At 68.3% G+C, this 13,756-nt stretch carries 18 protein-coding genes; 11 read left to right on the top strand and 7 right to left on the bottom strand.

Annotation, left to right across the window (positions count from 1 at the left end; all coding sequences use genetic code 11):
• The first annotated feature begins 358 nt into the window (after window positions 1-358).
• Entirely contained in the window at window positions 359-1,030 is a 672-nt protein-coding gene (locus ACFY0P_RS00780) for a hypothetical protein (RefSeq protein WP_388905805.1), read from the top strand.
• An 8-nt stretch (window positions 1,031-1,038) separates the two neighbouring features.
• Here the strand turns inward: ACFY0P_RS00780 and ACFY0P_RS00775 are convergent, their stop codons facing one another.
• The 5 genes from ACFY0P_RS00775 to ACFY0P_RS00755 all read right to left on the bottom strand — a co-directional run bounded on the left by ACFY0P_RS00775 (window position 1,039) and on the right by ACFY0P_RS00755 (window position 4,904).
• Window positions 1,039-1,638: a hypothetical protein gene (locus ACFY0P_RS00775; protein ID WP_388905803.1), complete on the bottom strand. Its 600-nt coding sequence runs from the start codon at window positions 1,636-1,638 to the stop codon at window positions 1,039-1,041.
• Window positions 1,638-2,291 carry a hypothetical protein gene (locus tag ACFY0P_RS00770; RefSeq protein WP_388905801.1) on the bottom strand — a complete coding sequence of 218 codons (654 nt, stop codon included), beginning with the start codon at window positions 2,289-2,291 and terminating at the stop codon, window positions 1,638-1,640. The genes ACFY0P_RS00775 and ACFY0P_RS00770 overlap by 1 nt, the downstream gene beginning before the upstream one ends.
• Complete coding sequence (locus tag ACFY0P_RS00765; protein ID WP_388905798.1) at window positions 2,288-3,127, bottom strand: hypothetical protein; 840 nt, start codon at window positions 3,125-3,127, stop codon at window positions 2,288-2,290. Before ACFY0P_RS00765 ends, ACFY0P_RS00770 begins: the two co-directional genes overlap by 4 nt.
• 65 nt (window positions 3,128-3,192) lie before the next feature.
• Window positions 3,193-4,605 (bottom strand): hypothetical protein, encoded by a 1,413-nt coding sequence (locus tag ACFY0P_RS00760; RefSeq protein WP_388905796.1) that lies wholly within the window; start codon window positions 4,603-4,605, stop codon window positions 3,193-3,195.
• Window positions 4,602-4,904 (bottom strand): hypothetical protein, encoded by a 303-nt coding sequence (locus ACFY0P_RS00755; protein ID WP_351487450.1) that lies wholly within the window; start codon window positions 4,902-4,904, stop codon window positions 4,602-4,604. Before ACFY0P_RS00755 ends, ACFY0P_RS00760 begins: the two co-directional genes overlap by 4 nt.
• 362 nt (window positions 4,905-5,266) lie before the next feature.
• Here ACFY0P_RS00755 and ACFY0P_RS00750 point away from each other — a divergent pair, with 362 nt between their 5' ends.
• The 6 genes from ACFY0P_RS00750 to ACFY0P_RS00725 all read left to right on the top strand — a co-directional run bounded on the left by ACFY0P_RS00750 (window position 5,267) and on the right by ACFY0P_RS00725 (window position 10,249).
• Window positions 5,267-5,926: a hypothetical protein gene (locus ACFY0P_RS00750; RefSeq protein WP_388905792.1), complete on the top strand. Its 660-nt coding sequence runs from the start codon at window positions 5,267-5,269 to the stop codon at window positions 5,924-5,926.
• A 296-nt stretch (window positions 5,927-6,222) separates the two neighbouring features.
• Window positions 6,223-6,957 carry a hypothetical protein gene (locus ACFY0P_RS00745; protein ID WP_388905790.1) on the top strand — a complete coding sequence of 245 codons (735 nt, stop codon included), beginning with the start codon at window positions 6,223-6,225 and terminating at the stop codon, window positions 6,955-6,957.
• Between the two features lie 60 nt (window positions 6,958-7,017).
• Window positions 7,018-7,320, top strand: a complete 303-nt coding sequence (locus ACFY0P_RS00740; RefSeq protein WP_388905787.1) for a hypothetical protein — start codon at window positions 7,018-7,020, stop codon at window positions 7,318-7,320.
• 58 nt (window positions 7,321-7,378) lie between these two features.
• A complete protein-coding gene (locus tag ACFY0P_RS00735; protein WP_388905785.1) occupies window positions 7,379-8,602 on the top strand; it encodes an enoyl-CoA hydratase/isomerase family protein in 1,224 nt (407 codons plus the stop codon).
• 108 nt (window positions 8,603-8,710) lie between these two features.
• Complete coding sequence (locus tag ACFY0P_RS00730) at window positions 8,711-9,511, top strand: hypothetical protein (RefSeq protein WP_388905782.1); 801 nt, start codon at window positions 8,711-8,713, stop codon at window positions 9,509-9,511.
• 90 nt (window positions 9,512-9,601) lie between these two features.
• Window positions 9,602-10,249 (top strand): hypothetical protein, encoded by a 648-nt coding sequence (locus tag ACFY0P_RS00725; RefSeq protein WP_388905779.1) that lies wholly within the window; start codon window positions 9,602-9,604, stop codon window positions 10,247-10,249.
• A 117-nt stretch (window positions 10,250-10,366) separates the two neighbouring features.
• Here ACFY0P_RS00725 and ACFY0P_RS00720 read toward each other — a convergent pair whose 3' ends face one another.
• Window positions 10,367-10,636: a GntR family transcriptional regulator gene (locus ACFY0P_RS00720; protein ID WP_388905777.1), complete on the bottom strand. Its 270-nt coding sequence runs from the start codon at window positions 10,634-10,636 to the stop codon at window positions 10,367-10,369.
• 182 nt (window positions 10,637-10,818) lie between these two features.
• Here ACFY0P_RS00720 and ACFY0P_RS00715 point away from each other — a divergent pair, with 182 nt between their 5' ends.
• The 4 genes from ACFY0P_RS00715 to ACFY0P_RS00700 all read left to right on the top strand — a co-directional run bounded on the left by ACFY0P_RS00715 (window position 10,819) and on the right by ACFY0P_RS00700 (window position 12,200).
• Entirely contained in the window at window positions 10,819-11,160 is a 342-nt protein-coding gene (locus ACFY0P_RS00715) for a hypothetical protein (protein WP_388905774.1), read from the top strand.
• Complete coding sequence (locus tag ACFY0P_RS00710) at window positions 11,160-11,492, top strand: hypothetical protein (protein ID WP_388905771.1); 333 nt, start codon at window positions 11,160-11,162, stop codon at window positions 11,490-11,492. The genes ACFY0P_RS00715 and ACFY0P_RS00710 overlap by 1 nt, the downstream gene beginning before the upstream one ends.
• A 386-nt stretch (window positions 11,493-11,878) precedes the next feature.
• Entirely contained in the window at window positions 11,879-12,073 is a 195-nt protein-coding gene (locus ACFY0P_RS00705) for a plasmid mobilization protein (RefSeq protein ID WP_388905769.1), read from the top strand.
• A 4-nt stretch (window positions 12,074-12,077) separates the two neighbouring features.
• Window positions 12,078-12,200 carry a hypothetical protein gene (locus tag ACFY0P_RS00700; RefSeq protein WP_388905766.1) on the top strand — a complete coding sequence of 41 codons (123 nt, stop codon included), beginning with the start codon at window positions 12,078-12,080 and terminating at the stop codon, window positions 12,198-12,200.
• Between the two features lie 185 nt (window positions 12,201-12,385).
• Here the strand turns inward: ACFY0P_RS00700 and ACFY0P_RS00695 are convergent, their stop codons facing one another.
• Window positions 12,386-13,753, bottom strand: a complete 1,368-nt coding sequence (locus tag ACFY0P_RS00695) for a hypothetical protein (RefSeq protein ID WP_388905763.1) — start codon at window positions 13,751-13,753, stop codon at window positions 12,386-12,388.
• Between the last annotated feature and the right edge of the window lie 3 nt (window positions 13,754-13,756).

The raw sequence follows: 13,756 nt of genomic DNA, 5'->3' as shown, positions 1-13,756 counted from the left end.
GTCAAGCGAACGCACCGTATCAGCCGCACATAAGCCCCTCAAGGCGCGCCCGGACTCCTTGACCTCACTGAAATCGTCGTTGCGATCTGCAACGACGGTGACCTGTGCGCCGGTTGGGACTACGGACGCACCAAGGGATGCCGAACTGTGCGCCGGCGAATCCACCACACCCTGCTCGCGGCCGGTCCGCCCTCGGTGCCCTCACCCCGCACCCATGAGGCCTGCACGAAGTGCTCACGCCGGCGGCCGGGTCGGGACGGCGGCCTGAGTAAGATCACTGACCGCGGATCACCCGGCCGGCCGAACGGTTCGCCGCCGTGCACGACCGTGATGACGACGACCATGAGGATGCCGGACCGTGACCGTGCCCCAGCGCCACTCCTGGCAACCCCCGGAGGGCGAGGCGCTCGTGGCCCGCGCCCCGGTGTCCTTCGCAACCGGCGCGGCGGACCGCGTCCAGGGCCGGCGCTGGTTCCGCGACCCCGAACGGCGCGACATACAAGCCGAGTTGCCGGATTGGCCGACCGGCCCGACATACCGGCTCAGATCGAGGGTCGGCCCCGTCGTGCGGGCCGTGCTGACGGCCGTGTTCCTGCTCGGCGTGCTCGCGCTGGCCGTGGTCTCCGGGGGCAACGTGCCCTCCGGCAGCGGCCCCCGCGGCTCCGGCTCGCTGGGCAGGAGCGAGGACCCGGAGAACGAGGAGACGGACTTCCCGGTGCTGTGGGCCGCCCCCGGCACGATCGCCCGTACCCTCCCCTGGGAACTCGACCCATCCCGCCGCCCCGACACGGACGTCACGCACCTCGTCCTGACCGACCGCCGCCTGCTGGTCCTCGGCGGACTCCAGGACCCCAGGGAACCCTGGGAGGAAGTCCTCTGGGAGACGGACCTGAGCACGGTCGCCACGGTCGAGCGACGCCCGTTCAGCGTCGGCGGACGGGACTTCAGGATCACCTTCACGGACGGCTCCTGGTGCCGCCTGACGTCCCTGGAGGGCGAGCCCCTCGTCGGCCACCTGACGGCGGCCTGATCGTCCGACTAGGCCGTGACCCGGACGGTCCGGGCCAGTTCGTCGGTCAGCTCGCACAGGGCGTCCGTGTGGGCCAGCGCCTGCCAGGACGTCAGCAGCACGAGCCCCCACGTCTCGTCGGCCCTGATGCCGTACGCGCATGTCTCCATCACGGTCCCCAGCCCGTCCCGGCCGACGTCCCGGACGTACGCGTGCCGGACCCGCACCGCGGGCCCGGCGGGCAGCGTACGGAGCTCGGCCTCGGGCGGCCGGTAGGAGTCGGCGGTCGGGGCGGCGAGAAAACGCTGGAGGAGCTCGACGGTCAGGGCCGGGTACGTCTCATCGGCGACCAGCGCCGACAACTCGATCCGGGCGAGCTCCCCGAGCCGCGGCTCGGGGACGTACGACAGCGCGGTGACGGGACCGCGTTCACGGGAGTCTGCGGCGGCCTCGCGGAGTTCGGCGGCGAGGGCGGCGAGCAGCTTGGGTTCGCGGTCGTCCGGGCCGACACGGCGCGCGGCCGCCTCCGCGGCCCACGCGGCCAGGTCGACCCCCGCCACGCGCACCGGCAGGGACACGGCGTCCTCGGGCACCTTCATGCGCACCGTGGACGCGGCGAACTCGGGCATCAGGCCATCCATTGCAGAGTGCGGGCGACGGAGTCGAACAGCGTGACCAGGGCCTCCACCAGCGGCTCCAGCGGCGGTGCCGTCGGCGTCGAGAAGGAGAGCAGCAGTCGCTGGCCGCTCTGCGGGACGGCGAGGTAGACGTCCAGGTGGGCGACGGCGAGCTTGTTGCCGTCGGGGTCGTCGGCGGCGGGCCGGCGGAGGTAGCGGTGGCGTACGGCCGGGCCGGCGGGGAGGTCGACGAGGGTGACGTCGTCGACGCCGGGGTCACCGGAATCGGCACGAAGGGCGAGGGAGCGGGCGATGTCGCCGAGGTCGCCGGGTTCGGTGCCGGGCGACGGCCGCAGCACCGTCACGACCAGACCTGCGGAGACGGGGACCTGGCCGAGGACCTGGTTGACGACGTACATCTCCACACCGCCGTTGGCGTGTGCGGCCTCGGCCTGCGCCCGCATCCGCTCCGCGAGCGCCGCCTCCAGCTGCGGGGTGGCCTGCGTCCGCCGCAGCCCCCGCTTGACCAGCTTGTCGATGCGGTGGGTCCAGCGCTCCGGACCGTCCAGCACGATCCGCTCCCAGCCGTCGGGGACGGCCAGGCGGTAGTCGGAGGGGGGTGGGACGGGGGCTGCCGCAACAGGGGATTCCGCGCGGTCCGTCATGCGCCCGTTCCGCTCGCCCGGCCGTCCGGCTCGCCCTGTCGGCCGCGCCGCTCGTTCGACCGGCTCATCACGGCAGCGGCCAAGGGAGCGAGGACGAGGACGGCGGCGGCACCGAGGCAGCCGTACGCGGCCGCGATCCCGCCGATGGCGGACTTGCCTCCGAGGACCGGCCGGTAGTGATCCGACGGGTCGATCACCGCACGAGTCCTGGCGCCGACCCTGGTCTCGTCCGTACAGCGGTTGTCGTTCTCGAACACCCTGCGGACCGTTCCGTCCGGGAGAGTGACACGGCAGTACGTGACACGCACGCCGTGCGAGGCCTGCTCGTGCAGGGGCTTCGCGTAGGTGACCGTCGTCTCCTGTCCGCGCAGGTGCAGGTACCACTCGTCGGCGGCGTACGAGCCCACCCAGATCAGCGCGACATAGGCGACCGCGACGAGGCCGCAGGCCACGAGCCCTCCGAGGGACCTGCGGGTCCTGAACCCCGCCCAGGCCACGGCCACACCACAGGCCGCACCGACGAAGAGCGCCGAGGAGTTGAGGACATACGTGGACAGCAGGCACAGGACCACGCCGGCGACGGCGACCAGGAGCAGCCGTATCCACGGCCACACCGTTCTGCCCTCGTCGGTGCCCCGATGGCCGTCGAAATCCCATCGGCTGGAGGGGCGGGAGTGTTCCGCGAGGACGTGCTGCACGGCCGCCTCACCGCCCTCCTCGAGGGCGATCTCGCGCAGGCGCGGCAGACCGAGCCCTTTCTCCTCGAGTTCGCGCTGTCTGCTTCTCGGTAGCCGGGCGAACTGCTCGTCGACGGTCTGACCGTCTCCAGGTGCCACTTTCCTCGTTCTCTCCTCGCCCTTGCGGGCCTCGCCATGATCCGTGTCGGTCCCGGCGGACGCGTTCAGCCGCCGGCGACCTTCCAGTTCCAGTTGTAGAAGGGAATGCCGTTCGCCCCGAGGGGTGCGGTGTGCTTGATGCCGTCGAATTGGTTGCGCTCGACGGAGGTCGGCTCCCAGCCCGCCGAGGGCGCCAGGTTCACGATGCCCACGCCCAGCGGCAGCACCTGGCTCGCGGCGTACAGTCCGCCGGCCGACCAAGCCTTGCCCTTGAACACCGAGTCGGAGAGACCACGCCACTTGGGCAGGTCCTTGGTGAGGATCGGGTCCTCGGCTCCTCGCTCGGCGACGGCCGTGCGGATGTCGCCGAAGTACGCCTTGAAGTTGACGGACTCCTTGACGATCGACTTCATCCTGGGCAGGACGCTGTCCGGTCCCTTCGCCAGGGCTTCGGCGATCTTGCCCGCCTTGACCCCCGAGTTCGCCTGGGCGATTTCGCCGGCCAGCTTCTCGCCCACGCCCAGTCCACGCAGGTTCAGGAACTCCCTGAGCGCCGACGATCCCCGGGCGGCCGTGGCCGCTTCTTTGAAGGTCGTCCCGAGGACCCGGCCGGCGCCGAAGGACAGCACGCCGACCACGTCGATGGCGACGTCCAGCCAGGTGCCCTTGCCGTCCAGCGCGGAGACGGTGTCGCAGACGAGAGCGACCACGGAGGCGATGAGAGCCAGCGCCCCGAGCACCTCGCCGAGGATGGGGACCCAGCTCAGGCACAGGGCCAAGAGGCAGAGCACTCCGGCGATCGCTCCCGCCCAGTGGCCGATGGTGGCGACCCAGTCCTTCCAGTTGTCCCACCAGTGGTGCTTGGGATCCTTCAGCCCGTCGTGGTCGACGGCGTCCCGTATCGCCTTGGCGGCGTACCCGGCCTGCGTGTCCCGGTACTCGAGCGCCGCGCGAAGCTCACGCTTCGCGGCGTCGAGCTCCCCGTCCGAGGCCTCTTTCTGCCGCTTGAGCTTCTGCTTGTCCGGGTGGTTGTCGTCACCGGACGGATGCTGATCGATCTGCTTCTGGTAGTTACTGCTGTCGGCGTCGGCCGCGGCAGCCTTCTTCAGCGCGGCCCGCACCCTGTTCTGCGCGTGGTTGAGGGCGGTGGCCCAGTTCTCCCGCACGCCGTCGGCGATGGGCTCGTACGGCACGGAGGAACCGAGCGCCGCCCCCGCCGCCGCATACCGCTGGTGCGACTGGCTCAGCAGTTTGACGGTGTCGCCGGTCTTCTTGGCGAACTCCTTCCCCGCGTCGGAGTCCCACCCGTTCCCGTCGACGAGGTTGTTGAGCTTGCCGGCCTGCTCCTCGATCAGCCTGGCGGTGTCGGAGATCCGCTTCCCGAGCCGGGCCACCTCGTACGGATCCCCCGGCGTGAACTCCTTGTCGTCGTACCGGGCCGTCTGCCAGTCGACGCCGGAGAAGTCGTGATCGCTCACTTGTCCCCCGGCTGAGCCTTGACCAGCGCGTCGGCCAGATGCTGGTCGATCCCGTCGTAGGCCTTGGCCGCCTCGCCCGCGGTCTTCCCGAGAAACTCCAGCCCGTCGCAGAGCTCCTTGCGCTTCTTCTTCCAGTCGTCCGCGAAGTCACCGAGGGCATCGGCCACCTCCCCGGACCCGATCTCGGAGCCGTACGAGTCGACGAGATCCTTCGCATGTTCAAAGTTGGACTTCAACTTCGCGACAGATCTGCTGATCTCCCGCAACTCGCTCGTGGACACCTTGACGTGATCCGCCACTACTACCCCCGTGAACACCTGCCTACCGGCCGCCCCGCGAGACGCAGAGGACCAGGGTCACTGTGTGTCGAGGGTTTCGGGGGCTACAACCAACGGGCCGCAAAGGGAGATCAAAGGACGGGGATGGCGCCCAGCAGGCCGTACAGGCGCCCACGCCATGCCCGCGCAATCTTCACAATGCCCGTGCGACCGACCTGGGTCGGGCCGTGCCACGCCATCACCACAGGGCCACCTCACCCTGGAGGACACCACGAATGTCATCATTCACCGCATTTACAGCGAAGTTCGCGGTGGCGAAACCCGGGATCCCACAGATACCGTTTGCACTCTTACCGAACTTTATTCTCACGGGGGAGTCCACAGTGAAGCGCCGCACCTTGCCCGTTGCCGCCGCGCTCGCCGCGACCGCAGCTCTGCTGCTGACGGCATGCGGAGGCGGGGACGACAGCTCCAAGGACAACAACAAGATCGCGGGGGCCGGTACGGAAGAATCGGCTTCCCCTTCACCGTCCGCCTCGGCCTCGGCCGACAAGAACGCGCCGAGTTTCGACTTCCCGTCAGACATCAAGGTGACAGTGGATCGGGAGTCGACCGGGGACACCACAAAGGACTCGATCCTGCGGGATGTGGCCTACTCGACCCAGGCCAACATCGAAGCCTTCGCCAAGGGGGTCGGCCAGACCCCCAACATGAACCGCTACTTTGCGGCAGCTGCTCTCACCTACTGGGCCAAACGGGTCGAGACGGTCAAGAAGGACGGACTCACCGTCACCGGCGACTACCGGTACTACAACTTCCAAGTCACGGATGTCGTCGACGGGAAGGCTGCGGCGGCCCGCTACTGCGAAGACCAAAGCAAGGCGTTCGGCAAGGAGATCAAGTCGGGGAAGGTGCTGCGCACCAAGGCCAGCGACAAGAGCTTCGTCCTCTACACACTCCAGGCTCAGAAAGACGCAGCCGGCGACTGGCAGGTGACACAGCAGAACTGGAAGAAGGGGGCCGCTTCGTGCGTGCAGGGGTAGGCGCAAGGACAGTTCGTCCCGCAGCACGGGTGGTCGCCGCAACAGGTCTCGTTCTGGTCCTTTGGACACCGCTACCGGCTCACGCGGACGATATCCGAGGCGACGGTAGTGGTACGGGAACCGCTGCTCCACCGGACCAGTCGGATAAAGGCGGCGAGTCCGGCGGGGATGCCGGCTCGGGCACCATCGGCGCCCACATCCGCATCAACCAGAAGACGCCCGGCTCGTCCACCTCCACCGCGACCACCACCTCCTCGAACGCCAACTGGAAGCCCCCCGTCTGCTGGTACGAACCCATGTACTCGCCGGACGAGTACGAGAACTTCATCAAGTCCTCGTACAAGGGCGCCCAGGAACCGGCCGCGAGCTACGCGAAGAAGCGCGCCGACGAGGACTACCACAAGGGCGACAAGGGCCTCTGGTGGCAGGTGCAGTTCCGCAACGACAACTACACCGACGCCTGTCCCGTGACCCCAGCCAACTGGGAGATCTGGGTCCCGCCCGCCCAGCCGAAGGCGGATCCCAATCAGCTGACCCCCGAGATCCTCTCCGAACTCGCCTACAACTCGACCAAGTTGCCGAAGCCGCCCGTGGTGCTGAACCCGAGCCCCGACCGGCTCAAGGTGAACCTCGGCACGCGGGTGAAGTTCGAGGGGAACTTCGACCGGGTCTGGACGACTGCCAGCATCAACTACAAGGGCGTCGAGATGGCCGCGACGACCGTCGCAACTCCCGTGGCCCTCAGAGTCGACGCGGGCACGTCGGACGCCGATCCGCAGACCTGCACGTACGACCTGGTGAAAGGCGACAGCGGCTACACGGTCGACAGCAAGGACGCGGCCTGCAACGTCACCTACCAACGCTCGTCCGGAACCGGCACCTACCCCTTCAAGGCGTCGATCACCTGGAAGGTGACCTGGACGGACTCGGCCGACCCCGACGGACCCGCACGACAGCCGGGCCTGCCCGACGGCCTTTCGACGTACGAGCAGAACGTGACCGTGAAGGAAATCCAGGCGGTCAACCGCTGACGAGACGTGAGCTGCCCGCCGAGTTCCGGCTCGGGCCGCTCCAGGAGACCGGAATCCGACATGAGTGACCTGCGCCTCGAAGACACGATCTTCCAGGACCTGAAGAAGACCTTCTCGTCCATCAGCGACCGCATGGAGAACACCCGCCGCACCCTGCGCAGTGCGGACGCCTCGGCCGTCGGCGAGAAGCAGCTCGTCGAGGACGTCCAGGACTTCGCCGACGACTGGAGCTACGGCATCAAACAGCTCGGCAAGCACACCCAGGGCGCCGTGAAGATGATCAACAAGATCGGCGAGAGCTTCGACAAGCTCGACCTGGACCTCGCCGAGTCCCTCAAGTCTCCGAAGCAGAAGGGCAAGTGACGTGGCTGGGCAACGGCCTGCCTTCCCCCACATAGGCTGGGACCCCACGCCAGGGAGCGTGGAGGACACTCGGGACCTCGCCAAGCAGCTGGGCAAGCTGGCCGGCGAACTGGGGACGGCGCTGTCCGAACTGGAGCGCATCGAGTGCGGGGCCTGGAAGGGCAAGACCGCGATCGCGTTCACCGACTACATCGGCAAGGACGTCACCCCGCTCATCCGCAAGAGCCACGACTCCTTCGACAAGGCCTCACGCGCCCTGCACCGCTGGGCGGACGAACTCCATGAGTTCCAGGTCCGGGCGGACCGGCTCGAGAAGAGCGCGGGGGAAAAGCTCGACGCCAAGGCTGATGCCCAGGCCAAGGCCGGCAGCGACGGCAGCATGGAACTGGGCAAGGCGTCCAGTGCGGTGGACGGGGTCATTCAGAAGGTCCACGAACTGGAGGAGGACTACCGGGCAGCCGCCCGCCAGGTCGGCAAGGAGTTGGACAGGGCAGGCGACATCGCTCCGGACGAGCCGGGTTTCTGGGACAAGCTGGGTCATGGCATCGCGGATGGGTGGAACGCCGCGGGGAAGTGGCTGGAAGACCATGCGGACCTGATCAAGATGGTCGGCGACGTTCTGAGCGATCTCACGGCAGTGCTTGGTCTGCTGGCCATCATCACGCTCCCCTTCGAGCCCTTGGGAGCGATCTTCGGTGCGGCAGCGATCCTCACCAGTGGGCTGGCCCTGTTGTCCCACTCGATTGCCATGGCGGCAGGAGCAGACGTCACCTGGATGGAACTCGGGACGGACGCGCTCGGTCTGCTGCCCGGCATCGGCGCCTTCGGCAAGGAGGGCGTCGTGGTCGAGAAGGGGGTGGCGGAGTCGGCAGAGACGATCTTTGGTGCCGGGTTCAGGGATCTGGGTCCGGCAGCCTCCCGGAACTTCGTCTCCTTCGGTGAGAAGGCCGAGGAAGTGATGGGCGGAAAACGCCTGGAAGCGTTCGGGAAGACCGTAGCGCTCTGGGGCAAGAGTCCGATGCGGCTGGTGGGGAGCGACAGCACGAAGCTCAACCGTCTGGCCGGCGTCATGAACGCGGGTTATCGGCAGGGGCAGACGCTCGGCACGAAAACCTGGAATCTACTGTCGCCGGAGAAAATGGCTGTCGACCCGTTCAGCAGACTGGGCCGAGGCATCGACGGAGCGTTCAAGATAGGCCCGAAGGCGGTCAGTATCGTCACTGCCGCGCATGATCACTTCACCGCGGGTGATCGCCTCAACCAAGCCGCAACCGCCCACTGACGACCGAAGGCCCGCTGCATGACTATCTGGCAACCTCGTCCCGGAGAACTACTGCTCACCCGGTGCCTTGTCACCTTTGCCACTGGTATCGCACCCAAGGTCTCCGGCATGCGCTGGTTCCGCGACACGGAGCGAAACGACATCCAAGGGGCCCTCCCCGGCTGGCCCGAGGGGCCGACGTACACCCCGCGGAGCGAGAATCGTGGCCGGGCTCGCTCCGCCGGCCGGTCCGGCCTGATCGGACTCTTTGCAGTGGTCGTGGGTGGCCTGGAAAGCCTGGCCGGGTCCGGCAGCACCATCAAGGGACCCTCCGGCCCTGTCAAAACGCCACCGGAGGATCCCGAGAACGAGGTCGAGGACTTCCCGGTCATGTGGGCTGCACCGGATACTCTCGCCCGCACGCTGCCCTGGCAGCTCGATCGGGGCCGTAGGCATGCCTCCTATCAGACCAAAGCGTTCGCCACCGACCAACGAATCGTCCTCATCGGGTGCCAGGGTGGCCGCAGCAGCGAGACCGAGGTCCTGTGGGAGTGCGACCGCCATGACATCGCGGCTGTGGAGAGGAAGGCGTACAGCAGGGACAAGGGGGACACCGTCATCCGCTTCGGCGACGGCTCTTGGTGCCGACTTCACGTACACACCGGCGAGTGGTTCCGCTATCTGACCACCCCGAACGAGCTGATCCCCCTCGACGCCCTCACCCCCGGTCAGCGCCGCACAGTCGAGGACATGGTCGCAGAGAGCGGCTTTTCCGCTCCCCCCGTGGTCAGCCGCCGACCGAGCGGCAACTTCCTCGCCGAACAGCTGGGCCCAGAGGATCCGCCGGTCGGGCAGCGCATCGCCGTAATCCGTCTGATGGGCCCTGACGGCGAAGAAGTGAAGCCCGAGCCCGGTGACTACGCCTTCTGACCGATCACGACTTCAGGACAGCACCCCATGGCCACCCCGACAGATATCACTCCGTCCGCCCCTGGCACCGATGACAGTCCCGTCCCACCAATGACGTTCGTCGCCCCGGACGGCTTCTTCGCGCTCCCCCTCGCCAGCACCTCTGAGGAACGCGCCGAACTCGCCCACGCCTTCGTGCGGGAGCTGTACTCTCGGGGCGACGAGACCATCTGGGCCCCCGCAGCTCCTTACTTCGAGGCCATCGCCGAATATCTGTCGGACAGCGGTCTCGCGTACTCCGCGCTGGGCCTGTTCTCCACGGACGACGGTGGTGTCGTCCAATGCGCCTTCACTGTGGCCGCCGTCCAGACAGATCAGACGGATCCGGAGATCGCGGCGCAGGGCATCCTCGCCGCACTGAGTAGTGATCCCTTGAACGACGCCCGCTGGATGGACCTGCCTTGTGGCCCTGCCGTCTCGTGCGTCACCCTGCGCGAACTGAGCCTCAACCCGGCGATCACGGCAGACGGCCAGCCCAAGAAGCTGCTGACCGGTCAGATCGAGGTCCACGTTCCATTCCCGACCGGCCCGTACACCGCCGTCTTCACCCTTCATACGGCATCCACCGAATACTGGGGTGAGTTCTGCGACGGAACGGTGGCGATCCTACGGACCGTGTCCTTCCCCGCCTCTGAAAACAACACGGGCTCGTCAGGACAAGGCGACGGCACGACCGACGAGTCGGCCTTGGAGAACTGAGCGCCCACGGACCGGCATGCCCGGCGTCGGCGCGCGAGAAGAAGCAGCGCGGGCGGCGGGCTGCTGCAGGTGGTCAACAGGGGCGGCAGGGATCACGCAGCGTAATGCGCAGCTCATTCAGACGTTCGATCCGTCCCCTTCACGGGCGTCGCCGTCTGACTCAGGCATACCGATGACGTACGTCCCCTTCGCGGGCAGCGTCGCGACCAGTCCTCGCTTTCGGAGTTCCACGATGGCGCGGCGCACGGTGCCGATACTCACGCGGTACAGATCCGTCATGGCACGCTCGCCGGGCAACGCGGCCCCCTGCGGCAGCTTTCCAGAGGCGATGTCCGCCGCGATGGCATCGGCGAGTTTCACGTACTCATAACGCGGAAGCTCGGTCATATCTCCACCGTGCCGCAGTCCTACGCACATCGCAGGAGCAGAACGCGTCCCGCCGCGTCGGGACGCGGAATATATCTGTGGGGTGCAGAGGGACGCAGTTGCCGGTATGGTCGAAATGACAGGACCCCGGCGAGGTGGCTAGACCTCCCGGGGCATGGCCAACGCTTACCAGGAGCGTCGACATGCATGACCTTATCCCCCGCGCCCTCCAATGGCTGCGCCTCCTCTTCGCCCCCGGCACCGGGAAACGGCGCCGCCGCCCTCACCGTCCGCCGTTCCCCCACCTTCACCTCGCCCTCGTACGCTGCCCCCTCACCACCGAGCCTCCACGCCTCCCCGGCCACCGGTCGCCGTACGGCCTGGGCACCTTTCTTGATGGCGCCGACTCCGCCCTGGTCCGCCCCTATCTCGTCGCGCGCGAGCGCGAGGCCGCCCTCCAGCAGCGCCGCCGCCTCGCCCTCGCCGCCGACTTCGGGATCGACCTCGACCAGCACGTGATCGGCGCGCCGGAGGTGGCTGCGTAATGGAACAGGCAGACAGCCGCGCGCACGCCCCGGCCTCTCCCCGCCTCCTCCCCTGGCCCAACCCCGAAGGCAAGCCCTGCTATCTGGTGACGGACAACAACGGCGGGTACCTCTCCCGCCTCGCCGACGACCTGGAGGCCGCCCAGCTCGCCACCGGCACCGACGTCCTCGGCCGCGCCCACCAGGTGCTGAACGACCCGATGTCGCCGTACACCGAGGTCCGCTACGCCGGCATCCGCCTCGCCGAATGCCTCACCGACGCGCTGCGCGTCGCCGAGTCCCGGGGCATGCGCCTGCCGGCACCGGAGGCCGAGGGGACAGGGATGGCGTGAAAGCCCCGCGGAATGCGGGGGGACCATAGGCGTGAGCGTGCCCCGCGCAGGCGTCCGCCGGTGGGCTCCCCACCCCTTGCACGCGCTGACGAACACCGTGCGCCAAAGGCGCTTGTAGGACCAAACGGCTCCCTCATTGCGGCGGGTGAAATGTCGCGCCCGACGCCCCAGGGATTAGACGCGCAGGGCAGAACGACCGGAGCCACGTTCCCCTCCGGCTGCGGCCTCGGCCCCGCATACCTGGCGCACCAGGCGTGCGGGGCCACGGACGTGGGCCTGTCCCGGGTCAATGACTCGCAGTTCTCTGGAGGCACCGACTTCACGCTAGGGAGTGCCACCGTTCTGAGCAGCTGCACTTCCCGTAATACGCGTCATACGCTCTCAGTGTGGGCAAGGTCAGGATCAGCATCCGTCTCGACCTGGAGCAGGCCGAGCGGATCAGACAGCATGCATCCCGGGCCGGGATGGACATCTCGGCCTACCTGGTGCGCTCCGCTACGCGGCAGATGGCGGAGACCGAGGCCGTAGAGGAGCAGTTCTCAGGAGTCGATGCCTTGATCGCGGGCGGAGGCCGAAGCTGAGGTGGTGTCGGCCGAAGCCGAGGAGACGCCACAGGAGCTGACCGAGCAGGAGCGGCGGGACGTCGAAGCCGCGCTGAACCTCGTGTACGCCAACGACCGCAAGACAGCCCGCCCCGGGCAGGCATGACCGTGCGCGTCCCGGTCTTCGACTGGGCATGCTGATCGCCCTGGCGGACCGCAAAGCCAAGGCAGCGGCCGTGCGAGGTGCGCCGCGGTTCCCGGCGCTGGAGTTGGTAGTCCGCCGTTACCGAGGGCCACATCTCGTCGGCGCTTCGGGGGAGGTGGGTGTACGGGCGCTGCCGACGTTCCCCGTCACTCTTCCGGCTTGTCGTAATAGAAGCGGCTGAACACCGACCTCATCGCGGCCGGGCCCCATTCGGCCACGATGGTCAGAGCCGAGAACAGACCGGCCAGGCGCGCTGTGCCGGTGTCGCCGTAAAGTCCGGCGAGCAGCACGAGGCTGAAGAGAGGAACCAGCAGCAGCTCGTTTCCGCCAACCACGGAGCTGTGCCAACTCGTCTCGTCCCGGGCCTCCTTGGCGGGCAGAGGCGACATCACCCGGGCGTCCGCGGCGAGGGGGTGGCCGTCCCACCAGAGCTTCATTGCCCCTGTGGGCTGCCTGCTGCTTCGCATCTCCTCCTCCGCCACGGAAACCGAGAGCGCCGAGACCGTTTCCTCCCAGCGACTGCGGCCCTGCGGACCGGCGAACCAGTACCGCCACGGCAACAGCGCCCGGACCTCGCCACTGCGGTCCCTGAACTCGACGCCAAGCGGCTGCCGGTCCCCCGCAGATACGAGGCGCACAAGCCGCGTGACCCCGTGCGCGCCGTCGCGTCCGAGCCAGCGCTCTCGGCCGACGGTGTCGGTCAGCACGACATCAGCGGGCAGCACACGTACGGACGTCGTACGGCGGAACCTGGGCGTGGCGCCCTCCCCTGGCACCGGATCGGGCGTGATCACCACCGCCTCGGCGAAGTACCGGCCTGCGTCCCGCCGGTTGCGCCACCACGCGCCGACACGGACCACGCTGTCGGCCGCCGGTACCGCGAACAGAGCGCCTGCGGCGACCGGCAGACACCAGTCGACATCACCCGCGAAGGCGACGACGAGGCCGACGAGCCAGCCGAAGAGGCCGAGCCCTCTGATCCAGCTGTGCCAGCGGGGCAGTTCGCGATGAACCGCGTGGTTCGGAGCGTGTCCCGAGCCCGTTGCCGGCAGCTCACGTTCACCGGTCTTCGAACGTGGCTGCTCCTCCACCGGGATGCCGAGGGCCGCTGCCAGCTCCGGCAGCCCGGTCCGGTTCAGGCACTTCGCGGGTTTGAGTTCCAGGATCCCCACGACTCCGGCTTCCGGCAGCCAATCGGCGAGCGGAACGCACAGGACGTCATGCCCGTCCTCGTTCTGGAAGACGAGTACACCCCAACGCTCCGCAGGCCGCTTGGTGACGGTCTCCCACGCGTCGGAGGGCGGCGGGACGAGCACGGCTCGACGGATGCCTCCCGGACCGACCGGATAGCGGCGCTCTCGTGGGCGCCGGTCGCGTAGGACGAGGGTCCTGCCGTCCGCGTAGAGACGAGCCCGGCGCACGACTTCGGCATTGTGCGGGCGCATACGTCTGGGCCGCACCATGACGTTCTGCCTGCCCGGCAGCTCCTCCGTGGTCCGCTGCTCGGCCTTCACTGT

Source organism: Streptomyces sp. NPDC001714 (assembly GCF_042892755.1).
GTDB lineage: Bacteria > Actinomycetota > Actinomycetes > Streptomycetales > Streptomycetaceae > Streptomyces.
This window is presented reverse-complemented; position numbering and strand designations above follow the sequence as displayed.